The sequence below is a fragment of the Thiorhodococcus drewsii AZ1 genome (assembly GCF_000224065.1).
Taxonomy (GTDB): domain Bacteria; phylum Pseudomonadota; class Gammaproteobacteria; order Chromatiales; family Chromatiaceae; genus Imhoffiella; species Imhoffiella drewsii.
Genome location: NZ_AFWT01000061.1, coordinates 1 through 15168, shown reverse-complemented (window position 1 = coordinate 15168; position 15168 = coordinate 1). Strand labels below are relative to the sequence as shown.

At 60.7% G+C, this 15168-nt stretch carries 16 protein-coding genes; 9 read left to right on the top strand and 7 right to left on the bottom strand.

Going from position 1 to position 15168, the window contains the following annotated elements; genetic code table 11:
• Together THIDRDRAFT_RS22060 and THIDRDRAFT_RS22055 are read right to left on the bottom strand one after the other, a co-directional pair.
• A partial coding sequence (locus THIDRDRAFT_RS22060; RefSeq protein ID WP_007043149.1) for a DDE-type integrase/transposase/recombinase occupies nt 1-662 on the bottom strand: 662 nt, incomplete at its 3' end.
• On the bottom strand, nt 662-1156 hold the full coding sequence (locus THIDRDRAFT_RS22055) for a transposase (RefSeq protein ID WP_007043148.1): 495 nt from the start codon (nt 1154-1156) through the stop codon (nt 662-664). The genes THIDRDRAFT_RS22060 and THIDRDRAFT_RS22055, both read right to left, overlap by 1 nt.
• A gap of 226 nt (nt 1157-1382) precedes the next feature.
• Between THIDRDRAFT_RS22055 and THIDRDRAFT_RS24185 the strand changes: the two genes are divergently transcribed.
• Nucleotides 1383-2237, top strand: coding sequence for a hypothetical protein (locus THIDRDRAFT_RS24185; protein ID WP_007043147.1), 855 nt, complete (start codon nt 1383-1385; stop codon nt 2235-2237).
• 91 nt (nt 2238-2328) lie between these two features.
• On the opposite strand, the gene THIDRDRAFT_RS22045 is transcribed toward THIDRDRAFT_RS24185, so the two are convergent.
• The gene (locus THIDRDRAFT_RS22045; protein WP_139058867.1) at nt 2329-2622 is read right to left on the bottom strand and encodes a hypothetical protein; all 294 of its coding nucleotides are present in this window, start codon (nt 2620-2622) and stop codon (nt 2329-2331) included.
• 752 nt (nt 2623-3374) lie between these two features.
• On the opposite strand from THIDRDRAFT_RS22045, the gene THIDRDRAFT_RS22040 reads away from it, so the two are divergent.
• Entirely contained in the window at nt 3375-4196 is an 822-nt protein-coding gene (locus THIDRDRAFT_RS22040; protein ID WP_040845801.1) for a hypothetical protein, read from the top strand.
• Nucleotides 4197-4407: 211 nt separating this feature from the next.
• On the opposite strand, the gene THIDRDRAFT_RS22035 is transcribed toward THIDRDRAFT_RS22040, so the two are convergent.
• From THIDRDRAFT_RS22035 to thiD, 4 genes are all read right to left on the bottom strand, one after another.
• The gene (locus THIDRDRAFT_RS22035; RefSeq protein WP_007043144.1) at nt 4408-6303 is read right to left on the bottom strand and encodes a propionyl-CoA synthetase; all 1896 of its coding nucleotides are present in this window, start codon (nt 6301-6303) and stop codon (nt 4408-4410) included.
• A 254-nt stretch (nt 6304-6557) separates the two neighbouring features.
• On the bottom strand, nt 6558-7841 hold the full coding sequence (gene hemL, locus THIDRDRAFT_RS22030; RefSeq protein ID WP_007043143.1) for a glutamate-1-semialdehyde 2,1-aminomutase: 1284 nt from the start codon (nt 7839-7841) through the stop codon (nt 6558-6560).
• Nucleotides 7841-8476 (bottom strand): thiamine phosphate synthase, encoded by a 636-nt coding sequence (gene thiE / locus THIDRDRAFT_RS22025; protein ID WP_007043142.1) that lies wholly within the window; start codon nt 8474-8476, stop codon nt 7841-7843. The genes hemL and thiE overlap by 1 nt, the downstream gene beginning before the upstream one ends.
• The gene (gene thiD, locus THIDRDRAFT_RS22020; RefSeq protein ID WP_007043141.1) at nt 8473-9279 is read right to left on the bottom strand and encodes a bifunctional hydroxymethylpyrimidine kinase/phosphomethylpyrimidine kinase; all 807 of its coding nucleotides are present in this window, start codon (nt 9277-9279) and stop codon (nt 8473-8475) included. The genes thiE and thiD overlap by 4 nt, the downstream gene beginning before the upstream one ends.
• A gap of 249 nt (nt 9280-9528) precedes the next feature.
• Here thiD and THIDRDRAFT_RS22015 point away from each other — a divergent pair, with 249 nt between their 5' ends.
• From THIDRDRAFT_RS22015 to tyrS, 7 genes are all read left to right on the top strand, one after another.
• Complete coding sequence (locus THIDRDRAFT_RS22015; protein WP_007043140.1) at nt 9529-9693, top strand: rubredoxin; 165 nt, start codon at nt 9529-9531, stop codon at nt 9691-9693.
• Nucleotides 9694-9770: 77 nt separating this feature from the next.
• On the top strand, nt 9771-10283 hold the full coding sequence (locus THIDRDRAFT_RS22010) for a DUF5063 domain-containing protein (protein ID WP_007043139.1): 513 nt from the start codon (nt 9771-9773) through the stop codon (nt 10281-10283).
• Between the two features lie 89 nt (nt 10284-10372).
• A complete protein-coding gene (locus tag THIDRDRAFT_RS22005) occupies nt 10373-10747 on the top strand; it encodes a HesB/IscA family protein (protein WP_007043138.1) in 375 nt (124 codons plus the stop codon).
• Nucleotides 10748-10997: 250 nt separating this feature from the next.
• Nucleotides 10998-12026 (top strand): N-acetyl-gamma-glutamyl-phosphate reductase, encoded by a 1029-nt coding sequence (gene argC / locus THIDRDRAFT_RS22000; protein ID WP_007043137.1) that lies wholly within the window; start codon nt 10998-11000, stop codon nt 12024-12026.
• Nucleotides 12027-12035: 9 nt separating this feature from the next.
• Nucleotides 12036-12749, top strand: coding sequence for a DUF6776 family protein (locus tag THIDRDRAFT_RS21995; RefSeq protein ID WP_007043136.1), 714 nt, complete (start codon nt 12036-12038; stop codon nt 12747-12749).
• 80 nt (nt 12750-12829) lie between these two features.
• The gene (erpA, locus tag THIDRDRAFT_RS21990) at nt 12830-13180 is read left to right on the top strand and encodes an iron-sulfur cluster insertion protein ErpA (protein WP_007043135.1); all 351 of its coding nucleotides are present in this window, start codon (nt 12830-12832) and stop codon (nt 13178-13180) included.
• 564 nt (nt 13181-13744) lie between these two features.
• Nucleotides 13745-14947 (top strand): tyrosine--tRNA ligase, encoded by a 1203-nt coding sequence (tyrS, locus tag THIDRDRAFT_RS21980; protein ID WP_007043133.1) that lies wholly within the window; start codon nt 13745-13747, stop codon nt 14945-14947.
• Nucleotides 14948-15168 lie beyond the last annotated feature (221 nt).

The following is a 15168-nucleotide window of genomic DNA, read 5'->3' as shown; positions in this document are numbered from 1 at the left end:
AACAGTGTAGCCCCTTTGAAGGCGCTGCCGTTATCGGCGTGCAGCACCAGGGGCTGATCGATGAGGCGCTCGGCGAGCACCGCCCGTTCGATGACCAGGCGCGCGTGGTGGGCCGATTCACTGTGAAAGACCTCCCAGCCGACAACCTTGCGGCTGTAGATATCGACGATCATGACCAGGTAGAAAAACAGTCCCTTGACCGGTCCGGGCAACCAGGTGCAATCCCAGGACCAGACCTGATTGGGGCCGGTGGTCTGGTAGGTCGTGGGCCGTAGCGCACGACGCGGGGCCTTGGCGCGCCCGCGATGGGTCAGTTCCCCGTGACGGCGCAGCACACGGTAAAAGCTGGAGACTGAGCCCAGATAGCACTGCTCCTCATCGAGCAGACGCACCACGATCTGCTCCGGCGGCAGAGGGGCGAATTCCGGGCGATGACAGGCCTCCAGAATCGCCTGCTCTTCCTCGGGGCTGAGCGCATTGGCTGGTTTGGGACGAACAGCCGTCGGGCGTTGGTCTTCGCGTACCCCGCCCTCGCATGTCCAGCGTTGAACCGTGCGCACACTCAGGCCCAAGACCTCACAGGCCGGCGCCAAGCGTGCCCCCACCTGTTGGGCCTGTTCGATCAGCTCCACGGCTCGACGGCGATCTGAGGCACTGATCATCACGCCTCTACCCCCCAGATCGCCTGCGCTTTTTTTGACAGCACCAGCAGGGCCGCCGTCTCCGCCAGCGCCGACTCCTTGCGCTGTAACTCCCGCTCCAGCTGCCGAATGCGCTGACGCTGCACTTTCAGCTCCTCGCCCTCGCGCCGTCGCTCCTGCACACTCAGGTTCCCCGCCTGCTCGCAGTCCTGACGCCAGCGGGCCAACTGCTCCGGATACAACCCGCGACGCCGACAGTACTCGGCCACTTCCTCGCTGTTCATCCCCGCCGTCTCCACCACCGCCCCAAAGCGGTCCTTCGACGACCAGAACTTCGACCCGGTGGCATCGGCATCCGGCAGGCATCGACCTGCGGCTCGCGCCTCTTTGCGCCACTTATACACCGTCGGCAACGAGATCCCTTCCTGCTCGGCCACCGCACGCGGACTCAGATTCTGCGGCGGCAGCAACTTCGCTACGATTGCCGCTCGGCGTTCTTCGGAATACGCACTCATCACTCAGTTCCTCTCGCCCCCAGATGTGTTAAGAAAGATAGCAGGGGCAGGTGACACTTATCCTGACACTGAGGGCATGGCTGACCCATAAGTCAAGATCTAAAAACTCGAAGATCGAGTATTATGAATCTTTAACCGTTGCGATAGTGGGGGCTTGACCGAATCCGATATTCGAGCAGAGACTTCACGTCATGTGAGAAGTCTGTTTAAAAAGGATTCGTAATCGATGGGGTGTGATCCAACGGAGTACCTGAAGCAGGCAACATTCGCACACTTGTCACGTATCGAAGCTCAATCACGGCGTCGGTTCCGCGAGCCGACATTGGCTGAAGAGGCCGTGAATTTCGTTCTGGAGGGTCTGCAGGCCGATGACTGGCAACGCGTTCGCCAGTATCGAAATCGGTCGAAACTCTCGACTTTTCTAGATACCGTGTCGGCACGCTTGCTGGAAGACTTCTCGCGGCAGCGTTTCGGGAGATTGAGAATGCCGGACTGGGTGCGTGCCCAGGGTGCTCTCTCGGAACTTCTTTTTCGGTTGCTGTGTATGGAACGTCGACCCATGCATGAGGCATTGGAAATCGCTGCCGATTCGGCACCTGGCGGTCGGGATAGGGCGTTACTGGATGATATCGTTCGTGCGATAAGGGCGCGTTATCCGAAGTGCGGTGAGCAGGGGCCGACCATGGTTGGCATCGAGGAGCTCGATAGCCTGCCTTCGGATCCGGAAACACTCGGCAAGGTGTCAGCTGGACTGCCCGGCGTGGACATCTTGGAGCGCGAGCAGGATGCTGTATTGCGTGTCCTGGGTCGCCAACTACTCGAGGCGGATGCAGACGATTCCTCAGGGACTCTGCCTGCGACGGACTATCTGGCCGATTTGAAAGCGCGCCTACACGTCACCTCTGAAGAGCGCCTTTTACTCAAGCTCGTTTTCGTCGAGGGGCTAACCGTCAGTGCAGCAGGCCGTCTACTAGGATATAACGCGAACGAAACACATGGGCGCCTTCGCCGGCTTCTGCAGCGCATTCGTAGCATTCTGCAGGAGTATGGTGTCAATTTCGGTTCCGAGGATTTTGGTTGAGAGCAGTGGAGTCCTTCTCCCGATCCAGCACTAATGCAAGGGGGCGGCGGCAAGGGAGGCAATGCACCCCATTTCCCACGGTATCGAGGGTCTAACGCTCTAGGTAATCATCCTGAGACTGCTCGCGATCCCGGTGCTCAGTGTCCTGGTGATCGGAATGTGCCATCGCACGCTGCCTGAGCGAGTTGACCGCCAATGCCAAGGTCAGAGCCCCTGCCTCCACACCAGCCAGATTCGTCTGGGGTTCCTTCCCAGGCGAATCTGGCACGCGAGTCTCCTGATACTGCTCATGGTGTTGGCCATGCTCCTCGCACGACTCCAGCGATAGGACGAATTCCTCGCCCTTCTCCATCAGTTGGTGTCCCGCGTGGATATCGGTTTCCATCCGATGAGCACGCTCCTTGGCGTCTTCCACCATCTGATAGTTTCGCCGATCCTCTTGCATCGCGAGATGCCTGGTTTCCCCTGGAAGGGCGGGTCATCGCGATAGCTCAGGGTGACGCGAGTTTGTCCCTCGGGTCCCCGCCCTGTCGGGACCGGTTGATAATCTCCCTCCGAGTGGATATGCACTGAGAGATGCCCGTTCTCCAAGTCCGCCAGATTCGAATGCATTGATGGGTCGACCGCTGGGGCGGATCTGGAGTCGACCGCCCGCGCCATCCGCGCTCGATAGGCATCCGGATCCTCATCGAGACAGGGAACGGCGATCTCACACTGGCTCGAGCGGTCGCAGCCCCGAACCAGCCCTTCATGTGTCCGTTCGCTCAGGTAGGCATCGGCGCCGCACACGACCAGTGCCTGTCTCCCGCCTCCCGCTCCCCGCTGCTGTCCGGCCAACGCCACCCCGCTTGGGGTCGTATCGACAATCGTCCAGCGCCCACCCGCTGTCACGAACCGTCGGAAGATCGCAAACTGAATGCGTTCCAAAATGCATTGGAGGGGGCGGTTGGGAATCGATTTCGGGGGAACCTCAAGTTGTTGGGGTGACAAATTATTTGCCATTGTCCGTCTAATTGAGATAACTGGTCTGTGCGGATGCCATGTGTCCGCCGGATTCCAACTTTTCATCACTTGATAGGCCGAGGCCTTGTTTCAGTGCCAGAACAGCCATCCCTTCCCAGTCCTCAGGATCGTCTTGTGGCCAGGCTCGTGCTTCGTCTCACCGGCGCGCGTCAAGCTGCTGATATGGAAACGATTTATGATGAAACGTTGGCTGCGCTGATGGATGGGCGTTTGAAGGGGCAAGAGCGGGATCGAGTGCTCGCCGTGCTTGACCAGAATACGGATGCCTATCTCGTCTGGCTTGCGGGGGCAGCCCAGAGAGAGCAGGAACACGGTGAGCAGCAAGTTCGGCGGGCTGCCCGGGTGCGTCGGATGGGCTGGCTCTCGGCAACGCTCGCGGCGGGGGTTCTGGGTGTGTTCTTGGTGTTGGAGCCTGGCTCTCAACATGGGCTGGATGCGCGTATCGATGTCGGGTTGGCCGCTCTGCATCACAGCCGCTATGCGCCTCAATCACTGTCAGGTATTCATTATGGGTTCGCCGGTGGATCCGAAGTGGATCACTCGACAGCGGAAATACAGCTTGGTTATAAAACTGCGCGTTCGTTGCTTGCCAATTTGGCTCAAGAACCTCAAGTCGACGATCCTGATTCTTTGGGATACCAGTTTGGCCGCTGGATCGCCTTGATCGAGGCTGGTGCTACGTGTCAACCTCCTCCAGAGGATATGTTTTGGGCAGAACAACGCAGCCTTGCCGAGCGGTTTATGGAGGCGAGTTCCGCTGGCTCGAGCGACGGTGGCAAAAAACCTATTGGCGAGGTCGCGAAGCGACTACAACAACGACTTTCGTCGTTCTCGACCGAGGTGGGCGCTCATTGGCGTTATGAGTTAGAGGCCGACATTCTGCGCATACGTTTGATGCTAGGGTTGCTCGCGACGCACGAAGCCACATCAGATTGAGGCGAAGGGGTCGTTCGCTCACTTTCTTTACTGGCTTTCGAGGCTGGTCCGTAAATCTTGCGGCGTGGCAACTTCACATCGGTGGTCAATCTCACAAATCGGATTTGCTCTTATCTTCGATTTCTGCAATCAGACCCTGGCCAAGCCCTTCCGTTGGACTTATGAGGGGAAATGCCGCCGCACTCCTTACGGCGACATTCGGGTTGGCGGATCAGTCGTGCTTGGCGTAGCCGATGGCGCTTAGCGCGGAGGTGATCTCGTCCAGGATGGCCGGATCGTCGATGGTGGCCGGTGGGCGGTAGTCCTTGCCGTCGGCGATCGCCTTCATGGTGCCGCGCAGGATCTTTCCGGAGCGGGTTTTGGGCAGACGATCCACGATGACCACGGTCTTGAAGGCGGCGACCGGGCCGATTTGCTCGCGCACGAGATTCACCAGCTCCTTGATGATGAGCGTCTTGTCCCGTTCGACCTTGGATTTGAGTACGACCAGTCCGACCGGCAGTTCGCCCTTGAGCTGATCGGCGGCGCCGATCACGGCGCCCTCGGCAACGTCGGGGTGCGAGGCCAGGACCGCTTCCATGCCGCCGGTGGAGAGGCGGTGTCCGGCGACGTTGATGATGTCGTCGATCCGGCTCATGACGTAGATGTAGCCGTCTTCGTCGATATAGCCGGCGTCACCGGTCAGGTAGTAGCCGGGCTGTGTCGACATGTAGGACTGAACGAAGCGGGCGTCGTTGCCCCAGAGCGTGGTGAGGCAGCCGGGCGGCATGGGCAGCTTGATCATGATGCGGCCGATGTCCCCGGGTTTGACCGGGTCGCCCTCGTCGTCCAGTACCTGAACGTTGTAGCCGGGGACGGCGCAGGTCGGGGAGCCGGCCTTGACCGGGAGTTGCTCGATGCCGAGACAGTTGGCCGCGATCGCCCAACCGGTTTCGGTCTGCCACCAATGGTCGATCACGGGGACGTCGAGGATCTTCTCGGCCCAGTTGAGTGTGTCCGGATCGCAGCGTTCGCCGGCGAGGAAGAGGGCGCGCAGTCCGCTCAGATCGTAGCGTGCGAGGTGTTCGGCATTGGCGTCTTCGCGCTTGATGGCGCGAAAGGCGGTTGGTGCGGTGAAGAGCGTCGAGACCTTGTGTTCCTCGATGACTCGCCAGAAGGCGCCGGGATCGGGGGTGCCGACCGGTTTGCCTTCGTAGACGATGGTCGTGCCGCCGATGAGGAGCGGGGCGTAGACGATGTAGGAGTGTCCGACGACCCAGCCGACATCGGAGGCGGCCCAGAACACCTCGCCCGGATCGATGTTGTAGATGTTCTTCATGCTCCAGGCCATGGCGACGGCGTGACCGCCGTTGTCCCGAACCACGCCCTTGGGCTGACCTGTGGTGCCTGAGGTGTAGAGGATGTAGAGCGGGTCGGTGGCGGCGACGGGCACGCAATCGGCGGGTTTGGCGCTCGCCAGTGCCTCGGCCCAGCCTAGATCGCGCCCCGGGATGAGCTCACCTGGCTCCTGAGGGCGTTGCAGGATGAGGCAGTTGGTCGGCTTGTGCTCGGACAGTTCGATCGCCGAGTCCAGCAGCGGTTTGTAGTGGACGACCCGGTTGGGCTCGATGCCGCAGGAGCCGCCGATGATGACCTTGGGCTTGGCGTCGTCGATACGGGTTGCGAGTTCGCGCGCCGAAAAACCGCCGAAAACGACCGAGTGGATGGCCCCGATTCGGGCGCAGCCGAGCATGGCCACGAGCGCTTCGGGCACCATGGGCATGTAGACGATGACGCGGTCGCCTTTGGTGACGCCGAGCGCCTTCAGCGCACCGGCGCAGCGCGCGACCTGGTCCTGGAGCTCGGCGTAGGTGATGACCGTTTTGGAGTTGGAGACCGGGCTGTCGTGGATGATCGCCGCCTGAGCGCCGCGTCCCGCAGTGACGTGCCGATCGACGGCGTTGTAGCAGGTGTTGAGCGTGGCTCCGCTGAACCAGCGGTAGAAGGGTGGGTTGCTGCTATCGAGCACCTGTTCCCAGGGTGTTTCCCAGTCGATCAATTGCGCCGCTTCGGCCCAGAAAGTGGCCGGATCGCTCATCGAGCGATCGTAAACGGTTTGGTAGCCCATGGCTTGCTCCTCCGAAGATAGGACCCTAGCCTTCGGTATAACCCGAAGGTTCCTTGATCGTCGCCCTGAGAGGGCGATCGTTTGATAGTGCGAGTTCTACAACGTAAGGACAGGTCGGCCGCCGCCTGCGGGAGCGTCCCGAAACGAGGCGGCGACCGGCCTGTCTTCAATCAACCCTTGCCTTCAATCAACCACGTTCAGCGAGACGGTCGTCCATCCGTGCCGTCCGCCTCTTCCGTGTGGAGTCGAATCCGTCAGCCCGCGATCGCTTTGAAGGTCTCGGCAGCCGCGTCCAGCGTCTCCTGGATGTGTGCGTCTTCGTGCATGATGGAGACGAAGCCGGCCTCGAATGCCGATGGGGCCAGATAGACACCGCGCTCCAGCATGCCGTGGAAGAAGGCCTTGAAGTGCTCTTGGTTGCACTGGGTGGCCTGCTCGTAGTTCGTCACCTTGTCGGCGGTGAAGAAGAGTCCGAACATGCCGCCAGCCTGGTTGGTGCTGAAGGGCACGCCAGCGGCGTCGGCGCGCTCCTGAAGCCCCTTCAGCAGGGTCTCGACCTTGGCCGTGAGCCGGTCGTAGAAACCGGGCTCGGAGATGAGTTCCAGGGTCTTGAGTCCCGCGGCCATGGCGATCGGGTTGCCTGAGAGGGTGCCGGCCTGATAGACGGGGCCGATCGGCGACAGGTGCGACATGATCTCTTTCTTGCCGCCGAATGCGCCGACCGGCATGCCGCCGCCGATGACCTTGCCGAGCGCGGTCAGGTCGGGCGTGATGCCGAACTTGCCCTGGGCGCAGCCGAGCGCGACGCGGAAGCCGGTCATGACCTCGTCGAAGATGAGGACCGAGCCGTACTGGTCGCAGACCTCGCGCAGTCCTTCGAGGAAACCGGGGACCGGCGGGATGCAGTTCATGTTGCCGGCAACCGGCTCGACGATGATGCAGGCGATCTCGGAGCCGATCTGGGCGAAGGTCTCGCGTACCTGCTTGATGTCGTTATAGCGCAGGGTGATGGTCAGCTCGGCCAGGGCTGCCGGGACGCCGGGGGAGTTGGGCTCGCCGAAGGTGAGCGCGCCCGAGCCGGCCTTGACCAGCAACGAGTCGGCGTGACCGTGGTAGCAGCCCTCGAATTTCACGATCTTGTCGCGCCCGGTATAGCCGCGCGCCAGACGCAGTGCGCTCATGGTCGCTTCGGTGCCGGAGCTGACCATGCGGACCATGTCCACGCTGGGCAGCAGATCGCACACCTTGTCGGCGATGACGGTTTCGAGTTCGGTCGGGGCGCCGAACGAGAGGCCTTTGTCGAGACGCTCGCGCACGGCGGTCAAGACCTCGGGGTGGGCGTGACCCAGGATCATCGGACCCCAGGAGCCGACATAGTCGATGTAGCGTTTGCCGTCGGCGTCGAAGGCGAAGGGGCCGGATGCGCTTTCGAAGAAGACCGGGTCGCCCCCGACCCCGCGAAACGCGCGCACTGGCGAATTGACGCCGCCAGGGATATGGCGCTGGGCGGCTTCGAAGAGGTCGTGGGATCGGCTCATCAGTGGGTCTCCTTCGGAAACAGGGTGGTGTAGGCACGGGCGGCGGAGGCGATGTCGGGCTGCGCGAAGACGCCGCTGACGACCGCGAGCATCCGGGCACCCGCCGAAATCAATAGCCCGCCATTTTGTGGCGTGATCCCGCCGATCGCAACTGGTGGTATCGGCAGATGCTCTCGGGCCAGTGTGAGTAGGCCGGGATCGGCTGCCACGGCGTTCGGTTTGGTCGTCGAGGGGAAGAAGCTGCCGAAGGCGACATAGCTGGCGCCGGCCTCCGCCGCTGCCTCGGCTCGGGAGAAGTCGTCGTAGCAGGAGACCCCGATGATGGCTTGGCGGCCAAGCAGTGCGCGCGCCTGCCGTGGATCGGGATCGTCGCGACCGAGATGCACGCCGTCCGCGCCCAGCTTCCGCGCCAGTTCCAGGTCGTCGTTGACGATCAGCGCAACGCCTGACGCCCGGCACAGCGCCAGGAGTGCGCTGGCGCGGGCCTCCCTCCCCGTGTGGTCTGAATGCTTGTCGCGATACTGGATGACTCTGGCCCCGCCCTCGATCGCTTGGGCAACCTGCTTGGTCAGGGCCTCGGCGCTGGGTGAGGCATCCGGCGTGATGGCATAGAGACCGTCGAGTATCTGGTTCATTGGGCCGTGTCGGATGGATGTAAGTCGTGGAACCGGTTCGGTGTCAGTTGGCAGCGTCCGGAGCGGAAGGCGTGCTTGAGGCTCTGCCAGGTGTAGAACTGTCCCGACGCGACCGCCTCGACCATCTCCATGCCCCAGGCGAGTCGTGCGGCGATCGCGCTCGCCAGCGTGCAGCCGGAGCCGTGATAGGTATCCGGCAGCCGGGGCCAGCTCCATTCCTGCTGGAATCCATCGGGTCCGTAGAGACGGTTGACGACCTCTTGAGTATCGTCGTGCGTTCCCGTGATCAGCACCCAGGGCGCCCCATAGGTCTGCAGGCGCTTGGCGCAGTCTTCCGGTGTATGAGCGTCGGTGAGTGTCCGCGCTTCCGGCAGGTTGGGTGTGATCAGGCGGCAGCGATGGATGAGGTGATAGCGTAGCTGGTTGAGCAGGGCCGCGTCGACGAGAGTCTGGCCGGTGCCGCTGGCCAGCACGGGGTCGAGTACCACCGGGAGCTTGGGTTTTTTGTCGATCACCTCGTTGAGTATTCGAATGATATTCGAGTTGCCGATCAGACCGATCTTGATGGCGCGAGGCGAGCTGTCGGCGATGAGGTGGCGGCATTGGTCGGCGATCTGCTCGGGTCGTTGCGGAAAGATTCGCCGCAGTCCGCAGGTGTCCTGATCCGTCAATGCGGTGACGACCGTAACGGCGAATGCCTTGGCGGCCTGGATCGCTTCGGCGTCGGCCAGAATGCCGGCTCCGCCGCTTGGGTCGTGACCACCGATGCAGAGCACCACTGGGCGCTCGACGCTGTCTTTCATACTGCTTCAATCCTCGCGGGAGGCTTAGGTTGGGCGGGTCAGCTTCTGCTGGGCGAGCTGAGGGGCGCAGTTCCTGGGGACGGACGCGATGGTCCGATGGGGGCGGTTCAGCGGCTGGCCGCTGTGTTGAAATCTGATTGCCGATCCCCGATTGTTGAGGCCAATTTAAACCCGGCGTCGTCGCGCTTGTCGATCACGGTATTAGACGAGTCTGCGCGTCTCCGTTCCCCGGCTTGGAGCAGTGGCAGTATGAAGACCTATCAATGCATCGTTTGCGGTTGGATCTACGACGAGGCCAAAGGGTGCGCCGAGGACGGCATCCCTCCCGGAACGCGCTGGGAAGACGTTCCAGCCGACTGGAAGTGCCCGGAGTGTGGTGTCGGTAAGGAAGAGTTCGATATGGTCGAGATCTAGTCGATCTTGTGACGCAGTGAACGCCATGCTGTCGCTCAAGTCGTTTGTTCTCGGCTACACTCTCATGCATGAACGCAATGACTCAGACCGCTCGGCTCCTCGATTTCGGTGTTCACCGCGAACATCGCGAAGTGGCAGTGCTCGCACGCCGCTATTGTGACCTGATCGATGCCTGTTCCGGTGACCGCGATGCCTGGTTGCTGGAGGTCGCCGAACTCCTGCCACGCTTGCACGCGGCCATCGCCTCCATCAGTACGCTGGGGCGCTCTTTCGAACGGCCTGAGTTCGTGGATCTCGACGTCCGCTTCGATCTCTTCGTCCGGCTTCGCAGCCTTTTGGCCGATCGCGACAGCTATTGGCTCGAGTTCGATGGCTTCGGCGAGGGTGCCGAGGCGATGACGGGTAGTCTCGCCGACGATTTGACGGATATCTATTACGAGCTGCAACAAGGGCTTAGCCTATTTGACCAAGATCCGGAGCACGCCATCGCCGCTTGGTCGATCGGTTATGACCGGCATTGGGGGCGGCATCTGATCGACGCCGAACGCCACCTTGCGTCTCTGAGCGCCCAGTTTCAGCTCGGCTCTTAACCCCGTTCTTTGCGCTAGAATGGCTCGATGGGTTTCTGCTAGCCTTGTGCGCTTGAAGGCAGATTTTACGTTTTTCAGAGGTTTTCGACATGTCCGCAGTGCTGAATGAGATGGATCTGACGCTGACTTCGCCGGCTCAGGTGAAAATGCAGGATCTGTTCAAGCAGGTCGATGACAGTGTTCAGGGTGTCCGCGTTTTCGCGACGGCTGGCGGATGCAGCGGGATCAGTTTCGGTATGACCTTTACCGATGTGATCAATGATGACGATGGCGTGCTTCCGTTCGAGGGATTTAAGGTTGTCGTCGACGATGCGACGCTGGAGCACCTGCGTGGCGTCGAGATCGACTTCGTCGACAACGAAGACGGCAATGCCACCTTCGTGTTCAATAACCTGCCTCAGATGGGCGGAGGATGCAGCAGCTGCGGTTCCTCCGGCTCCTCGTCGGGCGGCGGTTGCTCCTGATCTGGCGTTGGGCGTAACGTGGATTCTTGGTCGGGCCTGGCGTTCGACCAGCGATTTTTGACCGAGTGACGGCCGATTGTCGGTAGGCTCAAACGCGGCTCGGTCGATGAATCATCCAAAAGCGGCTTAGGCCGCTTTCGTTTTTTTCGTTGCTGTTGTTTTTTGTGCGTTGAGGCGAAGTGCTGTCTCGGCGATCTATTCTTTATTTCGATGGGCCTTAGGGGTCCGTCAACTTGGGTGAGGGGGCGAAATGCTTAGGGTCGGGATCGTTGGAGGAACGGGGTACACTGGGGCGGAATTGCTGCGCATCCTGGTTCGTCACCCTGAGGTTTCCTTGCATGCGATCACCTCGCGAAGCGAGGCCGGCCAGCGTGTCGACGATCTTTTTCCGCATCTGCGGGGACAGGTTGATCTGTGTTTCACCGCGCCGGATCCGTCTGTGCTCGGCGATTGCGATCTGGTCTTCTTCGCCACGCCGAATGGGACCGCGATGCAGGCGGTGCCGGATCTGCTGAATCTGGGAACGCGGGTCATCGACTTGGCTGCGGACTTTCGGCTGAAGGATCCCTCCCTTTGGGAGCGTTGGTATGGCATGCCGCATCAATGCCCCGAACTCCTGGCCGAGGCGGTCTACGGATTGCCTGAGCTGAATCGCGCGGCCATTTGCGATGCGCGTTTGATCGCCAATCCGGGCTGTTATCCCACTGCCGTAACCCTCGGCCTGTTGCCTCTGCTCGAGGCGGGTGTGGTGGACCCGTCCTGGGTGATTGCGGATGCCAAGTCGGGTGTCAGTGGAGCCGGGCGTAAGGCGAGCACCGGGCTGCTGATGGCTGAGATGGGCGAGAGCTTCAAGGCCTATTCCGTCATGGGGCATCGGCATTCGCCGGAGATTACCCAGAACCTGGCGCATTTCGCTGGGGCCGAGGTGAACCTGACGTTCGTTCCCCACCTGCTGCCGATGATTCGTGGCATCGAGGCGACGCTCTATGCCCGGTTGACCGATCCGGACGTCGATCTCGACCAACTCTATGCCGCGCGGTATGCGCATGAGCATTTCATCGATCTGATGCCGGGCGGTCACCCGGATACGCGTTCGGTGCGTGGTGCGAATCATTGCCGGATCGCGGTTGCCCGGCCGGGGGCGGGCGACGTCGTCGTCGTGCAGTCGGTGATCGACAACCTGGTGAAGGGTGCTGCCGGGCAGGCCGTTCAGAACATGAATCTCATGTTTGGGTTGCCTGAGTCGATGGGGTTGGAGTCGGTGGCGCTGCTGCCCTGATTACGGACAATGCCCAATTCCGCACGCTGTTTCTCGCGACGGCTGCTGCTTTTCGGCACGTTCAGCCTGTTGCTCGCTCTTCTTTTCGGGCTCGGATACGATCTCGGGCGGCGTGGAGGCATCTCCGCAGTCGGTATGCAAGTCGCGAATCTGAGTCTACAGCGGCGCGATCTGAGCCGTGAATTGGATGCTGTTGAGGCGCGCCTGGAGGATTCCGAACGTCAGCGCCTCGTTCTCGAGCGCACCCAGCAGATCGACGTGGAGTCGAGTCGGGTCCTCAAGGAGCAGTTGAGGCAGGCGTTGGGTGAGAACCTATCGCTCTCCAGGGAGGTGTCTTACCTCAAGCGCCTGATTCAAAAGGGTGGTAAGGGGGCCGTTCAGGTATCCGGGTTTCGTCTTGTCCCTGGCTCTAAGGAGCGCCTCTTTCGTTATTCCTTTTCGGCCGCTCAGATCGTTTCGGAATTTGGCCGATCGCAAGGCGTCATCCGACTGCGACTGGACGGACGGCAGGGAGGGGAGACGGCTTCGTTGAGCTTAAAGGACCTGCCGTTCGCGGATCCCACCGAGCTGAAGATGGACTTCGACCATATGCAGAATCTGACCGGTGAGTTTGAACTGCCGGAGGGTTTCGAGCCTGAGTCGATCGTCGTCGATGTCGAGCCTTCAACCAAACAGCTGATTTCGACCTCGGCGGCGTTTCCCTGGTCGGTGCATTCGCCTTGAGGGTTGCGGGGTGCGCTTGAACTAAGGGCGAATCAGACGCATCTCCATTGCGTCCACCCAATCATGAGGATGAGTTAGTCATGTCTGTTGAAGCTGTTCTCGATGCCCCGATTCAGTTCTCCTCTTCCGCAGCCTCCAAGGTTGCTGACTTGATCAAGGCAGAGGGGAATCCCGCTTTGATGCTGCGCGTCTATATTCAGGGCGGTGGCTGCTCCGGTTTTCAGTACGGCTTCACCTTCGACGAAGAGGTTCAGGAGGGCGACACAGAGGTCGTGACCGACGGTGTAACCCTGCTCGTCGACCCCATGAGCATGCAGTATCTGACCGGTGCGGAAATCGACTATACGGAAGGGCTTCACGGTGCCCAGTTCGTCATCAGGAATCCGAACGCGACGACAACCTGTGGTTGCGGGTCGTCGTTTTCCTCCTGATTCGGGGGCGCATGCGCGACTCTATCAGATTAGGATCCGGGACAAATCGCGTCGATTCTTGGGTGAGCTTCCGGCGACATCGTCGATGAGCGGTTAGGGATTCGAGGCGTCTCCGCTTGCGGGTATGCCTTCAGCGATTGCCGGTTTGGGCGGGAGTTGGAGTTGGATGATGTTCGGGTCTGTCGGGGCTTCGGCAAGTTGTTCCGTGCTGGCTGCTGGAATCCACTCATAGGCCGTGTAGCCTGCGGCGATTACGATGAGAGCCAGTAGGGTCCTGAGAAACATCTTCCGAGCACCCTTACGTTTCTTGTGAATCGGCCATTCGGTTTGTTTGATTTTATAGTCGCGCATCATTAAATAATTGCAATTTCAAATAAATACGGGGTTTTTCTAGCGTCGACTAGTGTAGTCGCAAACCCGGCAGAGGAACAAGGCGCCCGAGGCGTTTGCCGGGGGCGTCAGGCGTAATCCGGCATGGCTCTTGTGTCTCATCGAGCGGCATCGTAGTCTGCATCACTTTGTGTTGCCCTTTAGGTCAACCTTTCGATTACGGCAGTCTAGAAGATGGAGTCACTTGAACGCGCGCTCACGCTGATCAAGCGTGGTACCCAAGAAATCCTCGTGGAAGATGCCCTGCGCAAAAAGCTTGCGTTGGGGCGGCCTCTTTGTGTCAAGGCAGGCTTCGACCCCACAGCCCCCGATCTGCATCTGGGACACACGGTCCTGATCAACAAGCTTCGCCAGTTCCAAGAGTTGGGGCACGAGATCCAGTTTCTGATCGGTGACTTCACCGGGATGATTGGCGATCCAACCGGCAAGAGCGCGACCCGTAAACCGCTGACGCCTGAGCAGGTGCAGCAGAATGCGTTGACCTATCAGGATCAGGTGTTCCGCATCCTTGACCCAGAGAAGACTCGGGTCGTCTTCAATTCCTCATGGCTCAACGAGCTTGGGGCAGCCGGTCTGATCCAGCTTGCTGCGCAGCATACGGTAGCGCGCATGCTTGAGCGGGACGATTTCTCGAAGCGCTACAAATCGGGTCAGCCGATCGCGGTCCATGAGTTCCTTTATCCACTGATACAGGGGTACGACTCCGTCGCCTTGAAGGCCGACGTGGAGCTCGGCGGCACCGATCAGAAATTCAACCTGCTGGTCGGTCGTCAGTTGCAGGAGGCCTACGGTCAGGATCCTCAAGTCGTCATCACTCTGCCGATCCTTGAGGGGCTGGACGGGGTCCAGAAGATGTCGAAGTCGCTCGGCAATTACATCGGCATCACGGACGCGCCGGACGAGATGTTCGGCAAGATCATGTCGGTGTCGGACGACCTCATGTGGCGCTATTTCGAGCTGCTCAGCTTTCGCGAGATGTCGGAGATTGACGCCTGGAGAGCGGCGGTCGCGGAAGGGGCGAATCCGCGTGACATCAAGTTCGAGCTGGGAATGGAGTTGGTCGGCCGCTTCCATAGCGCCGATCAGGCGAAGAAGGCGCGGGATGCGTTCGTCGCGCGTTTCCAGAAGGGCGCCCTGCCTGACGACATCCCCGAGGTTCGGTTGACGTGCCCCGAATCGGGCCAGTTGCCGATTGCAAATCTATTGAAGGACGCTGGATTCGTGAAGAGTACGTCCGAGGCCATTCGGATGGTTGGCCAAGGAGCGGTGCGGATCGACGGTGAGCGAGTCGAGGATGCGCATCTTTGCTGCCCCGCTGGATCAGCGCATGTGTTTCAGGTTGGGAAACGCAGATTCGCCCGGGTGCTGTTGGGCTGAATCGAAAAATGCGGCAGAGGTCTTGACAGCGGCTCTGAAGTCGCTAAAATGCGCCGCTCTGCTGAGGGAGCGGCGGGAAGTTGGAAGGGACTCGAGCGGTACAGGAGGTACTGCGGGCGTGGATAGCGCCGAGGTTCGGGAGCGGAACAAACGCTCTGAACTGAGGCTTGGCACGTTAGGCGCAGGATGTGCTAGAATTTTCGGCTCGCTGATTAGGAATT